Below are 19,969 nucleotides of genomic sequence, written 5' to 3'. Positions count from 1 at the left end.
CTTGACATATCGCGGCGCCCCGATGCGCGCGTTCGCCGGCGTGATTGCCGGCCCCGCAACGGGGTAACCGTCCGGCGGTAACCAGTCGGGTGGCACACGAGGAGGTCCGATGCCCAAGACGACCAAGGGCGGCGCGCCCAAGAAGGGCGAATTGCCCAGCACCCTGCAACGTTCCAGCGCCAAGGCGCAGCGGACGTTCGCCAAAGCCCATGACGCGGCCGCGCAGGAGTACGGCAGCGAGGAACGCGCCCACCGGGTGGCCTACTCGGCGGTCAAACACAGTTTCGAGAAGGTCGGCGACCACTGGGAGCCCAAGGCGAAGAAGGGTCCCTCCGACCAGCGGGCCCGCAGCGGTGGCCCGCGGGCGTCCGGTGCGTCGGCCGAGGGCGTCGACGCCAACGCGAGCAAGAAGCACCTGCTGGACGTGGCCCGCCGACTCGATGTCCGGGGCCGCTCGACGATGACCAAGTCCGAGTTGGTCGACGCGATCAAGAAGCACAACCGCCGGGCGCGGGCCCGCTGACCGCACGCCAAACCAGCGGCGGCTCCGGTGTTTTCACCGGTTTAACCGCCCGGCCGGTGGGCAACGTCAAGCGGCCCAATGCCTTTGGTGCTAGAGGATGGGCCGTCCGCCGGTGACGGCGACCCGCGCCCCGGAGATGTAGCTCGCCTCGTCGGAGGCCAGCAGCACGTAGATGGGCGCCAGTTCGGCCGGCTGCCCGGCGCGGCCCAGCGGCACGTTGTCGCCGAACGACTCCACGCTGTCCGGCGGCATGGTGGACGGGATCAGCGGTGTCCAGATCGGCCCCGGCGCCACGCTGTTGACCCGAATTCCCTTGTCTCCCAGCAGCTGGGCCAGGCTGGCCGAGAAGTTGGCGATGGCCGCCTTGGTGGCCGCGTAGGGCGCCAGGGTGGGATTGGGCGTATCGGAGTTCACCGAGGAGCTGCCGATGATCGACGAGCCGGCGCGCAGATGCGGCAGCGCGGCCTTGGTCAGGTAGAAATAAGCGCCGACGTTGAGCCGGAAGGTGTAGTCCCACTCCTCGTCGCTGATCTCGTCGAGGTTCTTGTGCATCATTTGATAGGCGGCGTTGTTGACCAGGATGTCCACCCCGCCCAGCTCCCGCACCGCGCGGTCCACCACCGCCCGGCAGTGGGCGGGATCGGATAGGTCGCCGGGCACCAGCACGCATTTGCGGCCGGCGTCGGTGACGTGGCGGGCCACGTCGCGCGCGTCGTCGTCCTCGTTGAGGTAGGCGATCAGCACGTCGGCGCCCTCGCGGGCGTAGGCGATCGTCACCGCCCTGCCGATGCCGCTGTCGCCGCCGGTGATGATCGCCTTTTTGCCGAGCAGTTTTCCCGAACCCCGGTAACTGTTTTCACCACAGTCCGGAATTGGTTCCATCTTCGCCTGCACGCCCGGGACTGATTGTTGCTGCGCCACAAAGCCCATCGGATTTCCTCAGCTGCTCGAAAATTCGTCGTCCATTGCCTCGGCGGCCATCTGCCGCTTCAGGATTCGCGCCGGCTGGGGCCGGCGGTCGGCACGTCCGGGTCGTCGTCGGCCGGCGGTTCCGGATCGCGCCATTCCTCGCTGCGGCTGGTCCGGTTACCTCGGACGGTGCCGTCCAATTCGTGCTTGAGCTCGTCGTCTTGGCGTGAACTGTGCTTGGAGTTGCCGCGTTGCACCCGACTGCTCCCTTCGCGGATATCTCGACTCGCGTCCTTCCGGGCGGGCGGACGCCCTTGCCGACGACTACCCGGCGGGGCAGCGCCTAATCGCGCCCGGAGCGCGGTTGCCGGTGTGAGTGCTGAGACGGCTGTTATGAGCTGAGGCCGAAGACGTCGTCGGGGTAAGTAATGCCATTTGCCCGCGTTTGCGTCGGTTGAGCGGTTGATTCGGGACGCCGGTGTTTAAGTCGAAGATTTGTTGGCTATTTGCCGGATTATCTGCGAAAGGCCCTTCCGGGGGGCAATTGTTCGAGACGAAAGGAATCTCAATGAGCGTGTCAAGCGGTGAGGACGCCCGGTGAGTGCGTCAGGCAGCTGCCACGGTTGGTTGCTGGGGTTGCCAGGTTCTGTTGTCGCGCAGCAGTGCCCACAGGACGTCGACGTGGCGGCGTGCCAGGGCAAGCAGGGCCTGGGTGTGGATATGGTTCTCGGATCGTTTGCGGTCGTAGAAAGCCCGCGAGGGACCTTCGATCTTGAGGCTGGACAGGGCGGCGAGGTAGAACACGCGGCGCAGGCGCCGGTTGTAGCGCTTGGGCCGATGCAGATTGCCGGTGATACGGCCGGAATCGCGTGGGACGGGTACCAATCCGGCGAACGATGCCAGTCGGCCGGGGTTGGTGAAGGCGGCCATGTTGCCGCCGGTGATTACGAGGAACTCAGCGCCCAGGTGTGGCCCCATGCCGGGCATCGACTCGACGATGGCGGCGCTGGGATGCTCACGAAATTTGTTGGTGATTTGCTTATCGATGTCCTTGATCTGCCGATCCAAGTCCAGCAGCCGTGCTGCGAGTTGCTTGATGAGCGCGGCGGTTCCGGCTTCGCCGGGAAGGGTGATTATCTGGCCTGCTGCCGCGGCGAGCGCCTTGTCGGCGATCGTGTCGATGTTGTTGGGCCATGCCCGGTTTTTCCGAAGGTGCTTGATCACGCCAGCTCTTTTTGCCGACCGGATTTCGCCCGGAGTGCACATAGCGGATACCAGGATCAACGGCGCGCGGGTGGAGTAGTCGAACGCAGCTTCCAGAGCAGGGAAGATGGCGGTGAGCATCGAGCGCAGCCGGTTCACGCCTCGCACCCAGTCAGCCATCAGATCCGACCGGTATGCGGTCAGCGACCGCAATTCGGCAACCAGGTCTTCGCCGGGTACGACCGGGGACAGATCTCGTCGGTGCCGAGCGGTTTCGGCGATTACCCGCGCGTCTTTGGCGTCGGTCTTGCCTTCGCCGCGGAACGCATGACTCATCGTGTTAACCGTGCGGCCCGGCACATACACCACCTCGGCTTTCGCGCTCAGCAGTACGGCGATCAGCAGCGCCGCCGGCGGCGAGGTCAAATCGATCGCCCACACCACGTGGTTAGCAATCCGGCCGCCCTGGGCGATCAGGTCTTCGATCGCGGCCTGTTCGTTCGGGATTTTCTTCGACCACACCACCTTTCCGGTGTCATCGATCGCGCACGCATGATGAGTGGACTTACCGACGTCGATACCCACCCACACTCGGTCGGGTTCGGCCATACCGCTACTCCTGTCGTCGCAGTCCCCGCGGACAACCCCGCCAACAGGTCCTTAGAGCAGCGTCATCGAGTACGCGTCAGATCTCAATCAGTGGCCAGGACCGTCCAAAACGGCAGGGCGGCCATTCCTTTCAAGCAACAACCGTTGCAACAACACATTAGCCACACCCCACCGTCCTGGGCATCCAGGACATCCAATCCCAGACCCCTTCAACCCTAAGGAAATGAACAATGAAGGTCACCAAGAACGCCGTGCTGACAGCCGCCGCTGCCGGGGGTATCGCGGCGGCGAGCGTGTTCGCGGCGACGCCGGCCGCCGCCGCGCCCAACATCCAGGGGTTCGGCGTCAGCGAGCAGCTGGTGGACGGGCCGCTGGTCACCGACTACACGGTGAGCAATCTGCAGCCCAGCAACGTCAGCATTCCGGGTTACACCCCGAAAGGCACGCTCTACCAGGCCGACGTCAGCGTCCGCTCGGACGGTGGGGTGGTCACCCCGATGGTCCACGACTTCATCGCCCGCGGCCCCAACGGCCAGAACTACCGGGTGATCGACAACGTGGCGGTGCCCAACGGCCTGAGCCCCGCGCCGATCCCGCAGGACACCGAGTCGACCGGGACGCTGTACTTCGACGTGACCGGCGCGCCGCCCAACGGCGTGGTCTACAACGACGGCATGCAGGACGTCCTGATGTGGACCTCCAACGTGCCCAGCTCCGCGCCCGGCGCGCCGAACAGCCCCGCACCGGGTGCGCCGAACAGCCCGGCGCCGGGCGCTCCGCCCGCGCCGGCGGCGCACACGTAAACCGTCGAACCGTCGAAGAACTCCCCGCACCGCAATGGTGCGGGGAGTTTTGCGGTGCGGGAATCGTGCGGGCGCGAATCGGGTATCCGGAATTCATGAGTAACCCCGATCACAGACCGACGCAGGTGCGCGCCCAGGCGCAGCGCCACGCCGCCGAAACCCGGGCGGCCATGCAGGAGCGACGCAACGGCCAACGCGGCGGCCTGAGCGGATGGGTCGCCGAGCGGGCGGCCCGATGGGATCTGTCCGGCCAGGACGAGGACACCCTGCAGCGGCAGAAGTATCTGTGGAATGCGCTGGTGGACTACTGGTTTCGGATGGAGATCGACGGATGGGAGAACATCCCGGACGCACCGCCGGCGCTGCTGGTCGGGGTGCACTCCGGGGCGCCGTTCGTCTGGGACGCCTGGACCGTCGGCCTGCAGTGGTGGCGCCGGTTCGGGCCGGACCGCCCGCTGCATGGCACCGCCCACGACGCATTGATGGCAATCCCGTTGTTCGGGCGCTACTTCCGCTCGATGGGGGTCCTTCCGGCGGCCCCGGACGCGATCGCCACCGCGCTGGCGGAGGGGCGTGACGTGGCGCTGTGGCCCGGTGGGGAAGTGGACTCGCTGCGGCCGTGGACCGAGCGGGACCGCGCCAACCTGGCCGGGCGGACCGGGTTCGTCAAGATGGCGATCCGCGCCGGCGTGCCCATCGTGCCCATCGCCACCGTCGGCGGCGCCGACGCCATGCCGGTGCTGATTCGCGGCGACCGGCTCTCGAAAGCCTTGCGGCTGGACCGTTTACTGCGGCTCAAGGTGTTCCCGCTGGCGATCTCGCTGCCCTGGGGGATCGCGCCGGCGGCGCTGCCTCAGCTGCCGCTGCCGGCCAAGATCCGGACGCGGTTCATGCCCCCCGTCGAACTCGACAACGATCCCGCGCGGGTGCAGGACGACGAATACGTCGAGCGCAAATACCGGGAGGTGCAGGACTCGATCCAGCAGGGAATGGACGCGCTGGCGCGCCGGCGGGCATTCCCCGTCTTCGGCTGATCCTCATCGAAAGGTGTTGCCGCTCACGGCTTCTGGTGCCCAACGATCCATTCCGGCTGCGGTGGCGTCGGCACCCGGTAGCCGACTCCGCGGACCGTGCCGACCAGCGACTGGTGCCGGGTGCCCAGCTTGGCGCGCAGCCGCCGGATGTGCACGTCGACGGTGCGGGCCCGCCCGTTGCCCTCATAGCCCCACGCCTGTTGCATCAGCCGGGTCCGCGTGAACGCCTGACCGGCATGCTGCACAAGGAAATTCAGGAGTTTGAACTCGGTCAGGGTCAGGTTCAGTTCCCGGCCGTCCAGCGACGCGGTGAAGCTGGCCGGGTGCAGCAACAGGTCGCCGAATTTCAGGGTGCCGTCCAGGCCGCCGCGGCGGCGGCCGATGGCCAGCCGCAGCCGCGCCTGCAACTCCTCGGCGCAGGTGCCGGGCAGCATCACGTCGTCGAAATTGCAGTCGACGTCCACCGCCGCGCAATCGGCCGGGGCGACCAGCGCCACCACCGCGGTCGCCGGGTGATCGGCCGTCAGCCGGTGGCTCACCGCCTGGGCGGCGGCCACGTTGCTGCGCGCGTCGATGATCGCCACATCCGCGGGGCCGAATTGCCCGTCGCCGTCGGTGCTCAGCGCGGCGCGGCGTGCCGGGCGGGCGAATCTGCTCAGATCGGGTAGCGCCGATTCGAAATCGTCCTCGTTGGTGAGGACCACCACGTCCAACGACATCTCCAAACCTCGTGAGGTTCTCGCTTCCCCCGGTCCGTAGGCACCTCTGCGGGAGATGTCTGACAGCGCCGTACTGGATACCCGCCCCGCCGGAAACTATGCAGGCGATCCCAGAAAAGCGATGGGCCCGGCCCATTTTCACGGACCGGACCCATCTTTTCCAGCGAGCTACTGGTTGGCCCTCTGGCGCTCCTCGGCGGCCTCGGCGCCGCCGCGAGCGGCCTCGGCCTCGGCTTCCTTCTTCGCCGCGTCGCGCTGCGCTTCGGCCTTGTCCTGCTGCGCCTGGCCCTCCCGGGTCAGGTCGTCACGACCGGCCACCGCGCCCACGGCTTCCTTGGCCTTTCCTTTGACGTCCTCGACGACGCCCTTCACCGCTTCCGCGGGTCCCGACTTGTTTTCTTCCGCCATGGAACCGTTCCTCCTCTTGGCGTACTGCGAGCGATGCACGCTCGAACGACGATCGCGAGCGATCGATCCGGTCATACGGCGAGGCAGGTCCTCGTTGCTCAAGACCGCGTATTTCCGCCGCGTCCTGGCGGATTCCCCCGCCACCGAGCCCTCAAACGCGCACCGGTGCGCCACCGCAATCCGGTACCGAGAGACTCGAAAATCGGTCGGGCAGGCCAACTGTGCGCATAATGCACCCCGGCGGGGCGGCGTTGTGCTGCGATGAGGCAGGATGTGAAATGCCGTTCCGGAGAGACTCGTCCCGGGATGGCACTCTCATGCGAGGAGTCTGATGACGGAGTCCAGGGAGCCCCACGTCGCCGGCTCGGCGGCTCCGAGGCCAGAGCCGGCGAACGGACTGGCTTCCGGCCAGCCGTCGAGCCGGGCCCGGTATTCGCGAGTGCTGCTCAAGCTGGGCGGCGAGATGTTCGGTGGCGGCCAGGTCGGTTTGGATCCCGACGTCGTCGCGCAGGTGGCCCGGCAGATCGCCGAGGTGGTCCGCGGCGGCGTCCAGGTGGCGGTGGTGATCGGCGGCGGCAACTTCTTCCGCGGCGCCCAGCTTCAGCAGCGCGGCATGGAGCGCACCCGTTCGGATTACATGGGCATGCTGGGCACGGTGATGAACAGCCTGGCGCTGCAAGACTTCCTGGAGAAGGAAGGCATCGTCACCCGGGTGCAGACCGCGATCACCATGGGCCAGGTGGCCGAGCCCTATCTGCCGTTGCGCGCGGTGCGCCACCTGGAGAAGGGACGGGTGGTGATCTTCGGGGCCGGCATGGGCCTGCCCTACTTCTCCACCGACACCACGGCCGCGCAGCGGGCGCTGGAGATCGGCGCCGAGGTGGTGCTGATGGCCAAGGCCGTCGACGGCGTGTTCTCCGCGGATCCCCGGCAATATCCCGAGGCCGAGCTGATCACCGCGATCAGCCACCGCGAGGTCATCGACCGCGGGCTGCGCGTGGCCGATGCGACGGCGTTCAGCCTGTGCATGGACAATGGCATGCCGATCCTGGTGTTCAATCTGCTGACCAATGGCAATATCGCCCGCGCGGTCGCCGGTGAGAAGATCGGGACGCTGGTCACCACCTGAGGAGGAGCGGCGCAGATGATCCGCGGCGGCGACGATGCAGAGCGTAGCGATGAGGAGGAGCGGCGCAGATGATCCGCGGCGGCGACGATGCAGAGCGTAGCGATGAGGAGGAGCGGCGCAGATGATTGACGAGGCTCTCTTCGACGCGGAAGAGAAGATGGAGAAGGCCGTAGCGGTTGCCCGTGACGACTTGTCGACCATCCGGACCGGCCGCGCCAACCCGGGCATGTTCTCCCGGATCGTGATCGACTATTACGGCGCGGCCACCCCCATCACCCAGCTGGCCAGCATCAACGTGCCCGAGGCGCGGCTGGTGGTGATCAAGCCCTACGAGGCCAGTCAGGTCGGGGCGATCGAGACGGCCATCCGCAACTCCGACCTGGGCGTCAACCCCACCAACGACGGCACCCTGATCCGGGTGGCGGTGCCCCAGCTCACCGAGGAGCGCCGCCGCGAGCTGGTGAAGCAGGCCAAGAGCAAGGGGGAGGATGCCAAGGTGTCGGTGCGCAACATCCGCCGCAAGGCGATGGAGGAGCTGCACCGCATCCGCAAGGACGGCGAGGCCGGCGAGGACGAGGTCGGGCGGGCCGAAAAGGACCTGGACAAGACCACCCATCAGTACATCACCCAAATCGACGAGCTGGTCAAGCACAAAGAAGGCGAGCTGCTGGAGGTCTAGCGACCATCCGGCAGCGAAGTTGATTCAGGTCCGTGGCTACCTCAGATCCCGGTGCAGGCGACGAGCCGGAGCATGCCGTCGAGAACACGACCGAGGGTGCGGCCGGGCAGCGGGCCAAGAAGAAAACCTCCCGGGCCGGACGTGACCTGCGGGCCGCCATCGCGGTGGGCGCCGGTATCGGCGCAGTGCTCATCGTCACGCTGGTGTTCGCGCCCCGCTTCTGGGTGCCGATCGTCGCGATGGCCATCCTGGTCGCCAGCCATGAGGTGGTCCGCCGGCTGCGCGAGGCCGGATACGTCATCCCGGTCATTCCGTTGCTGGCCGGCGGCCAGCTCACGGTGTGGCTGACCTGGCCGTTCCACGCCGCCGGCGCGTTGGCCGGCTTCGGCGTCACCGTGGTGGCCTGCCTGTTCTGGCGGTTGTTCATGCAGGACAACCGCAAGCGCCCCGAGCCGTTCGCCGGTTCGCCCTCGGCGAACTACCTGCGCGACGCGTCGGCCACCGTCTTCCTGGCCTGCTGGGTGCCGTTGTTCGCCTCCTTCGCCGCCCTGCTGGTCTATCCCGCCGACGGTGCCGGGCGGGTGTTCTGCCTGATGATCACCGTGGTGGCCTCCGACGTCGGCGGCTACGCCGTGGGCGTGCTGTTCGGCAAGCATCCGATGGTCCCGGCGATCAGCCCCAAGAAATCCTGGGAGGGCCTGGCCGGCTCGCTGGTGCTGGGTATCACCGCGGCCACCCTGGCGGCGACTTTTCTGGCCGGCAAGGCGCCGTGGGTGGGCGCGCTGCTGGGGGTGGTGCTGGTGCTCACCTGCACCCTCGGCGACCTGGTGGAGTCGCAGGTCAAGCGTGACCTGGGCATCAAGGACATGGGCCGGCTGCTGCCCGGCCACGGCGGCCTGATGGACCGGCTGGACGGTGTGCTGCCGTCGGCGGTCGCCGCCTGGACGGTGCTGACGCTCGTTCCGTAGGCCGGCCCCGGCGATGACCGATACTGGACGGGTCATGGTTCAACAACTGGTGTTCTCCGAGCCGCGCCCCGGTAAGCCGCCGCGGCACCTGGCCGATCTCGACGCCGACGGCCGCGCCTCCGCCGTCGCCGAGCTGGGCCTGCCGGCGTTTCGGGCCAAGCAGCTGGCGCATCAGTACTACGGCCGGCTGATCGCCGATCCGCGGCAGATGACCGATCTGCCGGCCGGGCTGCGCGACGCGATCGCCGACACCATGTTCCCGATCCTGCTCACCGCGGCCTCCGAGGTGACCTGCGATGCCGGCCAGACCCGAAAGACGTTGTGGCGGGCCCTGGATGGGGTCACCGTGGAGTCGGTGCTGATGCGCTACCCGCAGCGCAATACGGTGTGCATCTCGTCGCAGGCCGGCTGCGGCATGGCCTGCCCGTTCTGCGCGACCGGCCAGGGCGGGCTGAGCCGCAACCTGTCGACGGCCGAGATCCTCGAGCAGGTGCGCGCCGGCGCGGCGGCGCTGCGCGACGACTTCGGTGACCGCCTGTCCAACGTGGTGTTCATGGGCATGGGGGAGCCGCTGGCCAACTACGCGCGGGTGGTGGCCGCGGTGCGGCGCATCGTCGCCGCGCCGCCGCAGGGTTTCGGCATCTCGGCCCGTTCGGTGACGGTGTCGACGGTGGGGCTGGCGCCGGCGATCCGCAAACTCGCCGACGAACGGCTCGGGGTGACGCTGGCGTTGTCGCTGCACGCCCCCGACGACGAGCTGCGCGACACGCTGGTGCCGGTCAACAACCGGTGGAAGATCGCCGAGGCGCTCGACGCCGCCCGGTATTACGCCGACGTCACCGGCCGTCGGGTGTCGGTGGAGTACGCGTTGATCCGCGATGTCAACGATCAGCCATGGCGCGCCGATCTGTTGGGGCAGCGGCTGCATCGCGCGCTCGGGCCGCTGGTGCACGTGAACCTGATACCGCTCAACCCGACGCCGGGCAGCCAGTGGGACGCCAGTCCCAAGCCGGTCGAGCGGGAGTTCGTCCGGCGGGTGCGCGCCGCCGGGGTGTCCTGCACGGTGCGCGACACCCGCGGCCGCGAGATCAGCGCCGCCTGCGGACAGCTGGCCTTCGAGAAGGGATAGCAGGCGGGGCCGGGCGGTGAACCCGGGAGGCGCGCGGTGCGTCTTCAGGGCATGTCCCGTTTGTCATTTGTCTGCAGGCTTTTGGCCGCAACCGCTTTCGCCGTCGCCCTGCTACTCGGGCTGGGCGACGCGCCGCGCGCGGCGGCCACCGACGACCGCCTGCAATTCACCGCGACCACGCTCAGCGGCGCGCCGTTCAACGGCGCCAGTCTGCAGGGCAAGCCCGCCGTGCTGTGGTTCTGGACGCCGTGGTGCCCGTACTGCAACGCCGAGGCCCCGGGCGTGAGCCGGGTGGCCGCCGCCAACCCGGGCGTCACCTTCGTCGGCGTCGCCGCCCACTCCGACGTCGGCGCCATGGCCAACTTCGTCTCCAAATACAACCTGAACTTCACCACGCTCAACGACGCCGACGGAGCGATCTGGGCCCGCTACGGCGTGCCCTGGCAGCCCGCGTACGTGTTCTACCGGGCGGACGGCAGCTCCACCTTCGTCAACAACCCCACCTCGGCGATGCCCCAGGACGAACTGGCCGCCCGGGTGGCGGCGCTGCGCTGACGTGGACCGCGGTCTGGTCGGGCTGGCGGTTGCCGCCGGCATGGTGGCGGCGCTGAACCCGTGCGGGTTCGCGATGCTGCCCGCCTATCTGCTGCTGGTGGTGCGCGGCGCGGGAGCGCGGGCGCCGGGTGTGGCCGCGGCGGGTCGGGCCCTGGCGGCCAGCGCCGGCATGGCGCTCGGCTTCCTGACGGTGTTCGGGCTGTTCGGCGCGCTGACCGTGTCGGCGGCCGGGGCGGTGCAGCGGTGGCTGCCCTACGCCACCGTGGTCGTCGGGGTGCTGCTGGTGGCGCTCGGCGGCTGGCTGCTCGCCGGGCGGTCGCTGTCGGCGCTGACGCCCCGGCCGGTCGGGCCGCTGTGGGCGCCCACCGCGCGGCTCGGCTCGATGTACGGCTACGGCATCAGCTACGCGATCGCCTCGCTGTCCTGCACCGTCGGGCCATTTCTGGCGGTCACCGCGGCCGGCCTGCGCAGTGGCTCGCTGCTGACCGGCGCCGCGGTCTACCTCGGCTACGTCGCGGGCCTGACGCTGGTGGTGGGGGTGCTGGCCGTCGCCGCGGCGACGGCCGGCGCGGCGACGGCCGACCGGCTGCGGCGGATGCTGCCGTTCGTCGACCGGATCAGCGGCGCGGTGCTGGTGCTGGTCGGGCTGTACGTGGCCTATTACGGCGGCTACGAGGTGCGCCTGTTCGGCGCCGGCGGCGACCCGCGGGACGCGGTGATCGGCGCGGCCGGGCGGCTGCAGGGTGCGTTGGCCGGCTGGGTGCATCGGCACGGGCTCTGGCCGTGGGCGCTGGCGCTGCTCGCGCTGGCGGCGGTGCGGTTCGGCCGCGCCCGGCGGCGCGGGCGGCGGGCCGACCGGCTACCTGATCCAGCCGCGGCGGCGGCCCCACAGGTCGCGGATCAGCACCACGAGGACCAGCGTCGCGAATCCGATCAGAAACCAGTTCTCGATGTGGCCGACGTGGTTGCCGCGCAGCATGGCCAGCAGCAGCCCGAAGATGATCAGGCCGACGACGTGCCAGGTCCGGTGGTTGATCCGGCTCCATCCCCACGCCGCCGACGGCACCTCGACGGTGTCGACGCCGGTGAAGTGCTCGACCTCGGTACTGGCCACGGCGAATCCCCTTCGGATCGGATCGGCTTGTCGAACCCAGATTCTGGCACAACGGCCGGCCGGGCTCGCGGGGCACGGCCGCATCATGGCCCGCGCCGGTGGCGGGCGCACAATGAATGGGTGACCAACCCGACGAGCGACGGGCAGCCGCGCGGCCGCCTGCGCGTACTGGTGCTGGGCAGCACCGGCTCGATCGGCACCCAGGCGCTGCAGGTGATCGCGGCCAACCCGGACCGCTTCGAGGTCGTCGGCCTGGCCGCCGGGGGCGCCAACCTGGACACGCTGCTGCGGCAGCGGGCCGAGACGGGTGTGACCAACGTCGCCGTCGCCGACGAACACGCCGCCCGGCGGGCCGGCGACATCCCGTTCTGCGGGCCCGAGGCGGCGACCCGGCTGGTCGAGGAGACCGAGGCCGACGTCGTGCTCAACGCGCTGGTCGGGGCGCTGGGGCTGCGGCCCACGCTGGCCGCGCTGGAGTCGGGAGCCCGGCTGGCGCTGGCCAACAAGGAGTCGCTGATCGCCGGCGGGCCGCTGGTGCTCGCGGCCGCCGCGCCCGGGCAGATCGTGCCGGTCGACTCCGAGCATTCCGCGCTGGCCCAGTGCCTGCGCGGCGGCACCGGCGACGAGGTCGCCAAGCTGGTGCTGACCGCCTCCGGCGGCCCGTTCCGCGGCTGGACGGCCGAGGAGCTCGAGCACGTCACGCCCGAGCAGGCGGGCGCCCACCCGACCTGGTCGATGGGGCCGATGAACACGCTGAACTCGGCGTCGCTGGTCAACAAGGGCCTGGAGCTCATCGAAACCCACCTGCTGTTCGGCATCCCGTATGACCGCATCGAGGTGGTCGTGCACCCGCAGTCGATCGTTCATTCGATGGTCACCTTCGTCGACGGCTCCACCCTGGCCCAGGCCAGCCCGCCGGACATGCGGCTGCCGATCTCGCTGGCCCTGGGCTGGCCGCACCGGGTGCCCGGGGCGGCCGCCTGCTGCGACTTCTCCACCGCGTCGAGCTGGGAATTCGAGCCGCTGGACAATGAGGTCTTCCCCGCCGTCGAGCTGGCCCGCCACGCCGGGCAGGCCGGCGGCTGCATGACCGCGATCTACAACGCCGCCAACGAGGAGGCGGCCGCGGCGTTCCTGGCCGGACGGGTCTCGTTCGGCGCCATCGTCGAAACCATCGCCGACGTGCTGCACGCCGCCGACCAATGGGCGCCCAAATTCAGCGAAACACCCGCTAACGTGGATGACGTACTAGACGCGCAGCGCTGGGCACGGCAGCGGGCGCAGCGTGCCGTCGCACAGGCACGGCCCGCCACGGCGTCAGCGAAAACCCCCGGAGTGGTGTGAGAAAGGTCCTCGCAGCCTAATGATGTTCGTCATCGGCATTGTGCTGTTCGCACTGGCCATCCTGATCTCGGTGGCCCTGCACGAGTGCGGGCACATGTGGGTGGCCCGCGCCACCGGCATGAAGGTGCGCCGCTATTTCGTCGGCTTCGGCCCCACGCTGTGGTCGACGCGGCGCGGCGAGACCGAATACGGCCTCAAAGCCGTTCCGCTGGGCGGTTTCTGCGACATCGCCGGGATGACCTCGGTGGAGGAGCTGGCGCCCGACGAAGCCGACCGGGCCATGTTCAAGCAGGCCACCTGGAAGCGCGTCGCGGTGCTGTTCGCCGGCCCCGGCGCGAACTTCGTCATCTGCCTGGTGCTGCTCTACGCCATCGCCCTGATCTGGGGACTGCCCAACCTGCACCCGCCGACCAAGGCGATCGTCGGCGAAACCGCTTGTGTGGCACCGGAAGTGGCGCCGGGCAAGCTCGCCGACTGCACCGGGCCCGGTCCGGCGGCGCTGGCCGGGATCCGCCCCGGCGACGTCATCGTCAAGGTGGGCGACACCCCGGTGTCGACGTTCGACGACATGGCCGCCGCCATCCGCAAGGTGCACGGCAACGTCCCGATCGTCGTCGACCGGGACGGCACCGCCATCACCGCCTACGTCGACGTCACACCCACCCAGCGCTACCTGAGCGGCGGGTCCGGCCCGCAGGGCGCCCCGCCGCAACCCTCGACCGTCGGCGCCATCGGCGTCGGAGCGGTCAAGGTCGCGCCCGCCCACTACGGCGTGTTCTCCGCGATCCCGGCCAGCGTGGTGTTCGCCGGCGACCTGACCGTCGAGGTGGGCAAGGCGCTGGTCACCATCCCCACCAAGGTGGGGGCGCTGGTGCACGCCATCGGTGGTGGCCAGCGCGACCCGCAGACCCCGATGAGCGTGGTCGGGGCCAGCATCATCGGCGGCGACACCGTCGACCACGGGCTGTGGGTGGCGTTCTGGTTCTTTTTGGCCCAGCTGAACCTCATCCTGGGCGCGATCAACCTGGTGCCGCTGCTGCCCTTCGACGGCGGACACATCGCCATCGCGGTGTTCGAGAAGGTCCGCAACCTGATCCGGTCGGCCCGCGGCATGGTCGCCGCGGCGCCGGTGAACTACCTCAAACTCATGCCGGCGACCTACGTCGTGCTGGTGTTCGTGGTGGGCTACATGTTGCTGACGGTGACCGCGGACCTGGTCAACCCGATCAGGCTCTTCCAGTAATCGACTCCGGTAATCGACGTGAAGGAACGAACGTGACGACAGGCCTGGGCATGCCGCAGACCCCGGCGCCCACGCTTGCGCCCCGGCGCCGCACGCGCCAACTGATGGTGCGCGACGTCGGGGTCGGCAGCGACTATCCGATCTCGGTGCAGTCGATGTGCACCACCAAGACCCACGACGTGAACTCGACGCTGCAGCAGATCGCCGAGCTGACCGCGGCCGGCTGCGACATCGTCCGGGTGGCCTGCCCGCGCCAGGAGGACGCCGACGCGCTGGCCGAGATCGCCCGGCACAGCCAGATCCCGGTGATCGCCGACATCCACTTCCAGCCCAAGTACATCTTCGCGGCCATCGACGCCGGCTGCGCCGCGGTGCGGGTGAACCCCGGCAACATCAAGGAATTCGACGGCCGGGTGGGCGAGGTCGCCAAAGCCGCTGCGGCAGCGGGCATTCCGATCCGCATCGGCGTCAACGCGGGCTCGCTGGACAAGCGGTTCATGGCCAAGTACGGCAAGGCCACCCCCGAGGCGCTGGTCGAGTCCGCGCTGTGGGAGGCCTCGCTGTTCGAGGAGCACGGCTTTTCCGACATCAAGATCAGCGTCAAGCACAACGACCCCGTGGTGATGGTGGCCGCCTACGAGCAACTCGCCGAGCAGTGCGACTACCCGCTGCACCTGGGCGTCACCGAGGCCGGGCCCGCGTTTCAGGGCACCATCAAGTCCGCGGTCGCGTTCGGTGCGCTGCTGTCGCGCGGTATCGGCGACACCATCCGGGTGTCGCTGTCGGCGCCGCCCGTCGAGGAGGTCAAGGTCGGCATCCAGATCCTGGAGTCGCTGAACCTGCGGCCGCGTTCGCTCGAGATCGTGTCCTGCCCGTCGTGCGGGCGCGCCCAGGTCGACGTCTACACGCTGGCCAACGAGGTCAGCGCCGGCCTGGACGGCCTGGACGTGCCGCTGCGGGTCGCGGTGATGGGCTGCGTGGTCAACGGACCGGGCGAGGCCCGCGAGGCCGACCTGGGCGTCGCGTCGGGAAATGGCAAGGGGCAGATCTTCGTTCGCGGCGAGGTGATCAAGACGGTGCCCGAATCCCAGATCGTGGAGACGCTGATCGAAGAGGCCATGCGCATCGCCGCGCAGATGAACAGTGAGGGCGGGCCGGAGGCAACATCCAGCGGTTCACCGGTTGTCACCGTAAGCTGATAAGGGCCAGCGTCGGTCCACGAGTTCGCAGCACAGAGAGTTCGCAGCATGTCGGCTCCACCCCTGTTCCGCCTTGTCGGCGAGCGACGGGTGTCCGTGGTGCGCGACGCGGCCGCGGTGTGGCGGGTGCTCGACGACGATCCGGTCGCCTCGTGCATGGTGGCGGCCCGGGTGGCCGACCACGGCATCGACCCCAACGCGATCGGCGGCGAACTGTGGACGCTGCGCGGCGCCGACGAGTCGCTGTGCTTCGCCGGCGCCAACCTGATCACGCTGCGCGGCGCGCCGGGTGATTTGACCGCGTTCGCCGACGAGGCCATGCGCGGGGCGCGGCGCTGCTCGTCGCTGGTGGGCCGCGCCGATCTGGTGATGCCGATGTGGGAGCGGCTGGAAGCGGCCTGGGGCCCGGCCCGTGACGTGCGGGACCGCCAGCCGCTGCTGGCGCTGTCCAGCTATCCCAGCTGCGACATCGACACCGCGGTGCGCCAGGTCCGGCCCGAGGAGCTGGACGCCTACCTGGTGGCCGCCGTCGACATGTTCATCGGCGAGGTCGGCGTGGATCCGCGCATCGGCGACGGCGGTCGCGGCTACCGTCGGCGGGTGGCCAGCCTGATCACCGCCGGGCGTGCCTGGGCGCGGTTCGAGCACGGCCAGGTGGTGTTCAAGGCCGAGGTCGGCTCGCAGTCGCCGGGGGTGGGCCAGATCCAGGGGGTGTGGGTGCACCCGGAGTGGCGCGGCCTGGGCCTGGGCACCGCCGGCACCGCGACGGTGGCCGCGGTGATCGTCGGCAGCGGGCGCACCGCCAGCCTCTACGTCAACGACTTCAACACCGTCGCGCGCGCCGCCTACGCCCGCGTCGGCTTCGCCGAGATCGGCACCTTCGCCACGGTCCTGCTCGACTGATGGACCCCGGGCCGAAGTCACGCTGGCGTGACGCTCGGCGATCAGCGCCACGCTGGCGTGACGCTCGGCGGACGAGATAGTCCGCAATCGGCACATCACGATCCGGTCTCGGTGTGTCGACGCCGCTGTTCAGGCCGCAGTTCTTAACATCAGCACCGATGGTAACTACAAGAACAGTGGCCACATCCGCCTCGGGCTTGCTGCTGGTCGCGGTGATCGCCCTGTCCGGATGCACACCGCGGCCCGACGGGCCCGGACCGGCCGCGGAGAAGTTCTTCCGCGCCCTGGCCGTCGGCGACACCGCGACGGCCGCCCAGCTTAGCGACAACCCCAACGACGCCCGCGAAGCCCTCAACGCGGCCTGGTCGGGTCTGCAGGCCAGCCATCTGGACGCGCAGATCCTCAACGCCAAGTACGCCGAGGACACCGGCACGGTCGGCTATCGCTTCACCTGGCACCTGCCCAAGAACCGCACCTGGACCTACGACGGCCAGCTGAAGATGGCGCGCGACGAGGGCCGCTGGGAGGTGCGCTGGACCACCACCGCGCTGCACGCCAAGCTCGGCGAGCACCAGACCTTCGCGTTGCGCGCGGACCGGCCGCGCCGCGCCTCGGTCAACGAACTCGGCGGCAGCGACGTGCTGGTGCCGGGCTACCTGTACCACTACACGCTGGACGCCACCCAGGCCGGCAACGGCGCCGCGCTGTTCGGCACCGCGCACGCGGTGGTCGACGTGCTGCGCCCGTTCAACGGCGCGCTCGCCGACCCGCAGCTGCTCGCCGAGCAGGCCAGCTCGTCGACCCAGCCGGTGGACCTGGTCACGCTGCACCCCGACGACAACGACAAGGTCTTCCCGGCCATCGGCAGGCTGCCCGGCATCGTGGTCACCCCGCAGCCCGAAATGCTGCCCACCGACCCGCATTTCGCGCCGGCCGTCGTCGCCGCGGTGAAGAAGGCGGTGGTCGACCAGCTCGACGGCCAGGCGGGCTGGCGGGTGGTCAGTGTCAACCAGAACGGTGTCGAGGTGGAGGTGCTGCACGAGGTGGAGGGGTCGCCGGCGCCGTCGGTGTCGCTCACCATCGACCGGGCGGTGCAGAACGCGGCCCAGCACGCGGTGGACACCCGCGGCGGCAAGGCGATGATCGTGGTGATCAAGCCGTCGACCGGGGAGATCCTGGCGATCGCGCAGAACGGCGGCGCCGACGCCGACGGCCTGCCGGCGACCAACGGGCTCTTCCCGCCCGGGTCGACGTTCAAGATGATCACCGCCGGCGCGGCCGTCGACCGCGACATGGCCACTCCGAACACCATGCTGGGCTGCCCCGGCCATCTCGACATCGGGCATCGCACCATCCCCAACTACGGCGGCTTCGATCTGGGCGTGGTGCCGATGTCGCGGGCGTTCGCCAGCTCCTGCAACACCACCTTCGCCGAGCTCAGCAGCAAGATGCCGCCGCGCGGCCTGACCCAGGCGGCCACCCGGTACGGCATCGGCCTGGACTACCAGATCGACGGCATCACCACGGTCACCGGCTCGGTGCCGCCGACCGTGGACCTGGCCGAGCGCACCGAGGACGGCTTCGGCCAGGGCAAGGTGCTGGCCAGCCCGTTCGGCATGGCGCTGGTGGCCGCGACGGTGGCCGCCGGCAAGACGCCGGTGCCGCAGCTGATCGTGGGCCGGCAGACCGCGGTCCAGGGCGACACCACCCCGATCAGCCCGAAGATGGTCGACGCGCTGCGGCCGATGATGCGGCTGGTGGTCACCAACGGGACCGCCAAGGAGATCGCCGGCTGCGGCGCGGTGTACGGCAAGACCGGTGAGGCCGAGTTCCCCGGCGGGTCGCACTCGTGGTTCGCCGGCTACCGCGGCGACCTGGCCTTCGCCGCGCTGATCGTCGGGGGCGGCAGCTCGGAATACGCGGTCCGGATGACCAAGGTGATGTTCGAGTCGCTGCCGCCGGACTTTTTGGCCTGACCAACACGCCCGCTCACAGGGCGCGTGCGGCGGTAAATTGCAAGCGTGGGCGAGTCCGGGGAAGAGATGGTCGCGCTACGGGTCTCCGACGCCGACCGCAACGGCACCATGCGCCGGCTGCACAACGCGGTCGCGCTGGGGCTGATCGACATCGACGAGTTCGAGCAGCGCTCGTCGCAGGTCTCCTATGCGCGCACCCGCGGCGAGCTGGACGGCCTGGTCGGCGACCTGCCCGGACCGGGCGCCATCGTCACCTCCGCGGCCGACCGGGTGGAACTGCGCGGCTGGGCGGGTTCGCTCAAGCGGCACGGCGAGTGGACGGTGCCCACCCGGCTGGCGCTGGTGCGCCGGTTGGGCTCGGTGGAACTCGACCTCACCCGCGCCCGGTTCGCCGGCCCGGTGGTGGTGATCGAACTGGACATGCGCTTCGGCTCGGTGCAAATCCGGTTGCCCGACGGCGCCAGCGCCTCCATCGACGACGTCGAGGTGTATGTGGGCAGCGCCGTCGACCGCCGCAAGGACGCGCCCGGTGAGGGCCGCCCGCACGTCGTGCTGACCGGGCGGGTGGTGTGCGGCTCGGTGGTCATCCGGGGACCCCGCCGCTCGCTGCTGCGCCGGCGGTTGAGCGGCTGAGCCCGTTCGGGGCGCGGTTAAGCTAGCTACCATGCCCGCTCGCACCGCGCTGTCCCCCGGAGAGTTGTCGCCGACTCTGCCGGTGCCCGCCCGCATTCCGCGCCCGGAATACGTGGGCAAGCCCACCGCCCGGGAGGGCAGCGAGCCGTGGGTGCAAACCCCCGAGGTGATCGAGAAGATGCGGGTCGCCGGGCGGATCGCGGCCGGCGCGCTGGTGGAGGCGGGCAAAGCCGTCGCGCCCGGGGTGACCACCGACGAACTGGACCGGATCGCCCACGAGTACATGATCGACCACGGCGCCTACCCGTCCACGCTGGGCTACAAGGGCTATCCGAAGTCGTGCTGCACGTCGCTGAACGAGGTGATCTGCCACGGCATCCCGGACTCGACGGTGATCGAGGACGGCGACATCGTCAACATCGACGTCACCGCCTACATCGACGGCGTGCACGGCGACACCAACGCCACCTTCCTGGCCGGCGACGTCGCCGAGGAGCACCGGCTGCTCGTCGAGCGCACCCGGGAGGCGACCATGCGCGCCATCAACGCCGTCAAGCCCGGGCGCGCCCTGTCGGTCATCGGCCGCGTCATCGAATCGTATGCAAATCGGTTCGGCTACAACGTGGTTCGCGACTTCACCGGGCACGGTATCGGCACCACCTTCCACAACGGCCTGGTCGTCTTGCACTACGACCAGCCGTCGGTGTCGACCATCATGCAGCCGGGCATGACGTTCACCATCGAACCGATGATCAACCTCGGCGGCCTGGACTACGAGATCTGGGACGACGGCTGGACGGTGGTCACCAAGGACCGCAAGTGGACCGCCCAGTTCGAACACACCCTGCTGGTCACCGACACCGGCGTGGAAATCCTGACGCTGCCGTGA

The 19,969-nt window shown here is 69.5% G+C and carries 21 protein-coding genes; 15 read left to right on the top strand and 6 right to left on the bottom strand.

Features of this window, described 5'->3' with window-relative positions:
- Window positions 1-109: 109 nt before the first annotated feature.
- The gene (locus MAA44156_RS10230) at window positions 110-523 is read left to right on the top strand and encodes a ChaB family protein (RefSeq protein WP_003875098.1); all 414 of its coding nucleotides are present in this window, start codon (window positions 110-112) and stop codon (window positions 521-523) included.
- Between the two features lie 90 nt (window positions 524-613).
- On the opposite strand, the gene MAA44156_RS10225 is transcribed toward MAA44156_RS10230, so the two are convergent.
- The 3 genes from MAA44156_RS10225 to MAA44156_RS10220 all read right to left on the bottom strand — a co-directional run bounded on the left by MAA44156_RS10225 (window position 614) and on the right by MAA44156_RS10220 (window position 3,244).
- Complete coding sequence (locus tag MAA44156_RS10225) at window positions 614-1,453, bottom strand: SDR family oxidoreductase (RefSeq protein ID WP_023879650.1); 840 nt, start codon at window positions 1,451-1,453, stop codon at window positions 614-616.
- A gap of 59 nt (window positions 1,454-1,512) precedes the next feature.
- Window positions 1,513-1,689, bottom strand: coding sequence for a hypothetical protein (locus MAA44156_RS23295; protein WP_003875100.1), 177 nt, complete (start codon window positions 1,687-1,689; stop codon window positions 1,513-1,515).
- Window positions 1,690-2,038: 349 nt separating this feature from the next.
- Entirely contained in the window at window positions 2,039-3,244 is a 1,206-nt protein-coding gene (locus tag MAA44156_RS10220) for an IS110-like element IS901 family transposase (RefSeq protein ID WP_156649246.1), read from the bottom strand.
- 230 nt (window positions 3,245-3,474) lie between these two features.
- Here MAA44156_RS10220 and MAA44156_RS10215 point away from each other — a divergent pair, with 230 nt between their 5' ends.
- Window positions 3,475-4,047, top strand: coding sequence for an MPT63 family protein (locus MAA44156_RS10215; protein WP_009978109.1), 573 nt, complete (start codon window positions 3,475-3,477; stop codon window positions 4,045-4,047).
- A 95-nt stretch (window positions 4,048-4,142) separates the two neighbouring features.
- Window positions 4,143-5,081: a lysophospholipid acyltransferase family protein gene (locus MAA44156_RS10210; protein ID WP_033715341.1), complete on the top strand. Its 939-nt coding sequence runs from the start codon at window positions 4,143-4,145 to the stop codon at window positions 5,079-5,081.
- Between the two features lie 23 nt (window positions 5,082-5,104).
- Here MAA44156_RS10210 and MAA44156_RS10205 read toward each other — a convergent pair whose 3' ends face one another.
- Together MAA44156_RS10205 and mbp1 are read right to left on the bottom strand one after the other, a co-directional pair.
- The gene (locus MAA44156_RS10205) at window positions 5,105-5,800 is read right to left on the bottom strand and encodes a winged helix family transcriptional regulator (RefSeq protein WP_009978105.1); all 696 of its coding nucleotides are present in this window, start codon (window positions 5,798-5,800) and stop codon (window positions 5,105-5,107) included.
- 168 nt (window positions 5,801-5,968) lie between these two features.
- Window positions 5,969-6,208 (bottom strand): microaggregate-binding protein 1, encoded by a 240-nt coding sequence (mbp1, locus tag MAA44156_RS10200; RefSeq protein ID WP_003875104.1) that lies wholly within the window; start codon window positions 6,206-6,208, stop codon window positions 5,969-5,971.
- A 331-nt stretch (window positions 6,209-6,539) separates the two neighbouring features.
- Here mbp1 and pyrH point away from each other — a divergent pair, with 331 nt between their 5' ends.
- The 5 genes from pyrH (at window position 6,540) to dsbE (ending at window position 10,668) form a co-directional block, all read left to right on the top strand.
- The gene (gene pyrH, locus MAA44156_RS10195; protein WP_003875105.1) at window positions 6,540-7,337 is read left to right on the top strand and encodes a UMP kinase; all 798 of its coding nucleotides are present in this window, start codon (window positions 6,540-6,542) and stop codon (window positions 7,335-7,337) included.
- A 121-nt stretch (window positions 7,338-7,458) separates the two neighbouring features.
- Window positions 7,459-8,016 (top strand): ribosome recycling factor, encoded by a 558-nt coding sequence (gene frr, locus MAA44156_RS10190; RefSeq protein WP_003875106.1) that lies wholly within the window; start codon window positions 7,459-7,461, stop codon window positions 8,014-8,016.
- 146 nt (window positions 8,017-8,162) lie between these two features.
- Window positions 8,163-8,984 (top strand): phosphatidate cytidylyltransferase, encoded by an 822-nt coding sequence (locus tag MAA44156_RS10185; protein ID WP_224098827.1) that lies wholly within the window; start codon window positions 8,163-8,165, stop codon window positions 8,982-8,984.
- Between the two features lie 34 nt (window positions 8,985-9,018).
- Window positions 9,019-10,113 carry a dual-specificity RNA methyltransferase RlmN gene (gene rlmN / locus MAA44156_RS10180; protein WP_009978098.1) on the top strand — a complete coding sequence of 365 codons (1,095 nt, stop codon included), beginning with the start codon at window positions 9,019-9,021 and terminating at the stop codon, window positions 10,111-10,113.
- Between the two features lie 51 nt (window positions 10,114-10,164).
- Window positions 10,165-10,668 carry a disulfide bond-forming protein DsbE gene (gene dsbE, locus MAA44156_RS10175; protein WP_033711947.1) on the top strand — a complete coding sequence of 168 codons (504 nt, stop codon included), beginning with the start codon at window positions 10,165-10,167 and terminating at the stop codon, window positions 10,666-10,668.
- 859 nt (window positions 10,669-11,527) lie between these two features.
- Here the strand turns inward: dsbE and MAA44156_RS23450 are convergent.
- Window positions 11,528-11,782 carry a DUF2631 domain-containing protein gene (locus MAA44156_RS23450; protein ID WP_016705993.1) on the bottom strand — a complete coding sequence of 85 codons (255 nt, stop codon included), beginning with the start codon at window positions 11,780-11,782 and terminating at the stop codon, window positions 11,528-11,530.
- A 120-nt stretch (window positions 11,783-11,902) separates the two neighbouring features.
- Between MAA44156_RS23450 and dxr the strand changes: the two genes are divergently transcribed.
- The 7 genes from dxr (at window position 11,903) to map (ending at window position 19,969) form a co-directional block, all read left to right on the top strand.
- Window positions 11,903-13,126: a 1-deoxy-D-xylulose-5-phosphate reductoisomerase gene (gene dxr, locus MAA44156_RS23445; RefSeq protein ID WP_015632592.1), complete on the top strand. Its 1,224-nt coding sequence runs from the start codon at window positions 11,903-11,905 to the stop codon at window positions 13,124-13,126.
- 19 nt (window positions 13,127-13,145) lie between these two features.
- Window positions 13,146-14,369, top strand: a complete 1,224-nt coding sequence (locus tag MAA44156_RS10155; protein ID WP_009978095.1) for a M50 family metallopeptidase — start codon at window positions 13,146-13,148, stop codon at window positions 14,367-14,369.
- Between the two features lie 32 nt (window positions 14,370-14,401).
- The gene (ispG, locus tag MAA44156_RS10150) at window positions 14,402-15,568 is read left to right on the top strand and encodes a flavodoxin-dependent (E)-4-hydroxy-3-methylbut-2-enyl-diphosphate synthase (protein ID WP_003875113.1); all 1,167 of its coding nucleotides are present in this window, start codon (window positions 14,402-14,404) and stop codon (window positions 15,566-15,568) included.
- Window positions 15,569-15,616: 48 nt separating this feature from the next.
- On the top strand, window positions 15,617-16,471 hold the full coding sequence (locus tag MAA44156_RS10145) for a GNAT family N-acetyltransferase (RefSeq protein WP_009978091.1): 855 nt from the start codon (window positions 15,617-15,619) through the stop codon (window positions 16,469-16,471).
- Window positions 16,472-16,629: 158 nt separating this feature from the next.
- On the top strand, window positions 16,630-18,447 hold the full coding sequence (locus MAA44156_RS10140) for a penicillin-binding transpeptidase domain-containing protein (RefSeq protein WP_009978090.1): 1,818 nt from the start codon (window positions 16,630-16,632) through the stop codon (window positions 18,445-18,447).
- Between the two features lie 66 nt (window positions 18,448-18,513).
- Window positions 18,514-19,080 (top strand): DUF1707 SHOCT-like domain-containing protein, encoded by a 567-nt coding sequence (locus tag MAA44156_RS10135; RefSeq protein ID WP_263424716.1) that lies wholly within the window; start codon window positions 18,514-18,516, stop codon window positions 19,078-19,080.
- Between the two features lie 31 nt (window positions 19,081-19,111).
- Entirely contained in the window at window positions 19,112-19,969 is an 858-nt protein-coding gene (gene map / locus MAA44156_RS10130) for a type I methionyl aminopeptidase (protein ID WP_009978087.1), read from the top strand.

Origin of the sequence: Mycobacterium avium subsp. avium (genome assembly GCF_009741445.1) — a bacterium.
GTDB lineage: Bacteria > Actinomycetota > Actinomycetes > Mycobacteriales > Mycobacteriaceae > Mycobacterium > Mycobacterium avium.
The sequence above is the reverse complement of the archived record's forward strand: the minus strand, read 5'-3'. Positions and strand labels throughout refer to the sequence as shown.

Coding starts and splice junctions, on each gene's coding strand:
- MAA44156_RS10230 (WP_003875098.1), top strand. CDS start 110: ATGCCCAAGACGACCAAGGGCGGCGCGCCCAAGAAGGGCGAATTGCCC.
- MAA44156_RS10225 (WP_023879650.1), bottom strand. CDS start 1,453: ATGGGCTTTGTGGCGCAGCAACAATCAGTCCCGGGCGTGCAGGCGAAG.
- MAA44156_RS10220 (WP_156649246.1), bottom strand. CDS start 3,244: ATGGCCGAACCCGACCGAGTGTGGGTGGGTATCGACGTCGGTAAGTCC.
- MAA44156_RS10215 (WP_009978109.1), top strand. CDS start 3,475: ATGAAGGTCACCAAGAACGCCGTGCTGACAGCCGCCGCTGCCGGGGGT.
- MAA44156_RS10210 (WP_033715341.1), top strand. CDS start 4,143: ATGAGTAACCCCGATCACAGACCGACGCAGGTGCGCGCCCAGGCGCAG.
- MAA44156_RS10205 (WP_009978105.1), bottom strand. CDS start 5,800: ATGTCGTTGGACGTGGTGGTCCTCACCAACGAGGACGATTTCGAATCG.
- mbp1 (WP_003875104.1), bottom strand. CDS start 6,208: ATGGCGGAAGAAAACAAGTCGGGACCCGCGGAAGCGGTGAAGGGCGTC.
- pyrH (WP_003875105.1), top strand. CDS start 6,540: ATGACGGAGTCCAGGGAGCCCCACGTCGCCGGCTCGGCGGCTCCGAGG.
- frr (WP_003875106.1), top strand. CDS start 7,459: ATGATTGACGAGGCTCTCTTCGACGCGGAAGAGAAGATGGAGAAGGCC.
- rlmN (WP_009978098.1), top strand. CDS start 9,019: ATGGTTCAACAACTGGTGTTCTCCGAGCCGCGCCCCGGTAAGCCGCCG.
- dsbE (WP_033711947.1), top strand. CDS start 10,165: ATGTCCCGTTTGTCATTTGTCTGCAGGCTTTTGGCCGCAACCGCTTTC.
- MAA44156_RS10155 (WP_009978095.1), top strand. CDS start 13,146: ATGATGTTCGTCATCGGCATTGTGCTGTTCGCACTGGCCATCCTGATC.
- MAA44156_RS10145 (WP_009978091.1), top strand. CDS start 15,617: ATGTCGGCTCCACCCCTGTTCCGCCTTGTCGGCGAGCGACGGGTGTCC.
- MAA44156_RS10140 (WP_009978090.1), top strand. CDS start 16,630: ATGGTAACTACAAGAACAGTGGCCACATCCGCCTCGGGCTTGCTGCTG.
- MAA44156_RS10135 (WP_263424716.1), top strand. CDS start 18,514: ATGGTCGCGCTACGGGTCTCCGACGCCGACCGCAACGGCACCATGCGC.
- map (WP_009978087.1), top strand. CDS start 19,112: ATGCCCGCTCGCACCGCGCTGTCCCCCGGAGAGTTGTCGCCGACTCTG.